2 protein-coding genes and 1 pseudogene are annotated in these 1688 nt (G+C 78.6%); all 3 read left to right on the forward strand.

Annotated elements, in window-relative coordinates:
- Positions 1 to 262, forward strand: a pseudogene (locus FQY64_RS14885) (uroporphyrinogen-III synthase); the annotation flags it as partial.
- A gap of 36 nt (positions 263 to 298) precedes the next feature.
- On the forward strand, positions 299 to 1261 hold the full coding sequence (locus FQY64_RS14575; protein WP_146475456.1) for a uroporphyrinogen-III C-methyltransferase: 963 nt from the start codon (positions 299 to 301) through the stop codon (positions 1259 to 1261).
- 17 nt (positions 1262 to 1278) lie between these two features.
- Positions 1279 to 1688 (forward strand): heme biosynthesis HemY N-terminal domain-containing protein (locus FQY64_RS14580; RefSeq protein WP_146475458.1); only part of this gene is annotated, 410 nt, incomplete at its 3' end.

Genomic DNA, 1688 nt, shown 5'->3' on the forward strand with positions numbered 1-1688 from the left:
GCTGCCGCTGCCGCCGTCGCCGCGCACGCTGGCGCGGCTGCGCGCGCTCGACGCGCCGGCGGTGCTGGTCGCCTCCAGCGGCGAGGCGCTCGAACGCACGATGCAGGCGCTGCCGGCCGATCTCGCCGCGCGGCTGCGCGCAGGCCCGCTGGTGGTGGCCAGCGCCCGCCTGGCCGAGCGCGCGCGGGCGCTCGGTTTCGCCGACATCCGCCTCGCGCGCGGCCCGCGCCCGGCGGATCTGGTCGCCGCGGCGGCCGGCTGACTGCGGGCTTGGCGGCGCGCCGGGTACCATGCCGGCATGGCGACACCTGCTCCCGAATCCGCCGCATCCCGTCCGCGCCGGCGCTCCGGCCTGTGGTGGCTGCTCGCGCTGATCGCGCTGGCGGCGGCGCTCGCGCTCGGCTGGCGCGGCTGGCTGCGCTACGACGCCCGCCAGCGCGCCGAGCTGATCGGCACCGACCAGCGGCTGGACGCGCTGGATGCCCGCATCGACGCCCTGCGCCGCGACCAGCGCGCGCTGGTCCAGCGCCTGCAGCAGGCCGACGCCACCAACCGCGTGCTGCGCGACGAGGTGCTCGGCGTCGGCCAGCGCGCCGCGCTGCTGGAGGACACGGTGGCACGGCTGGCCGACCCCGATCGGCACGGCGCCCAGGCGCTGCGTCTGGACGAGGCGGAGCTGCTGCTGACGCTCGGCCTGCAGCGGGCGCGGCTCGACGGCGACGTGGCCGGCGCGTTGCACGCCTACGCGCTCGCGGCCGGCGTGCTCGACGGCGTGAGCGATCCGGCCTACCTCAGCCTGCGGCAGACGCTGATGCAGGAACGCGCGGCGCTGGAGAGCGCCGCGCTCGCGCCGCGGGTCAAGGCGATGGCCGAGCTCGACGCGCTGGCGCGCGGCATCGCCGCCCCGCGCGACACCGCCGCCGCGCCGCGCGAAGCGCGCCCGTGGTGGCAGCGCGCGTTCGCCGGGCTCATCGACGTGCGCCCGACCGACGCCAGCGTCGCCCGCGACGGTGCCGACCGCAGCGCCGCGCTCGCCGGCCTGCAACTGGAAATCACCCTCGCCCGCGCCGCGGCCGAGCGCAACGACCGCGCCGGCTACCGCGCCGCGCTGGCGCGCGCCGAGGGCTGGATGCGCCGCCTCGGCGCCAGCGAGGCGCAGCGCACGCGCCTGCGCGCGCTGGCCGAGCATCCGCTGACGCCCGACATTCCCACGCTCGGCAGCACGCTCGAGCAGTTGCGCCGCATGCGCGCCGCGCGCTGACCGGAAGGAGGACCGCCATGCGCCTGTTCCGTCACCTGGTGTTCTGGATCGCGCTCGCCGTGCTGGGCGCGCTGGCCGCGCAGTTGCTGCTCGACGACCCCGGCTACGTGCTGATCCGCTACGGCGGCTGGGACCGCAGCACCACGCTGGCCGGCGCGGTGCTGATCCTGCTGGGCGTGCTGCTGGCGCTGTGGCTGGCCTGGAAGGCGCTGACCCTGCCGTTCGCCGCGTTCCGCCGCTACCGCGCGCGGCAGGCGCGCACGCGGCTGCTGGAGGGCCTGGACGCGCTCCACCAGGGCCACTGGTCGCGCGCCGAGACGCTGCTCGCCCAGGCCGCGCAGGAACGCGAGGCGGCGCTGGCGGCACGGCTGGGCGCGGCGCGCGCCGCGCTCGCGCGCGGCGACGAGGCGGCCGCGGCCGCGCACCT

This window comes from Vulcaniibacterium thermophilum, from assembly GCF_007923255.1.
In the GTDB taxonomy this organism is placed as follows: domain Bacteria; phylum Pseudomonadota; class Gammaproteobacteria; order Xanthomonadales; family Xanthomonadaceae; genus Lysobacter_F; species Lysobacter_F thermophilum.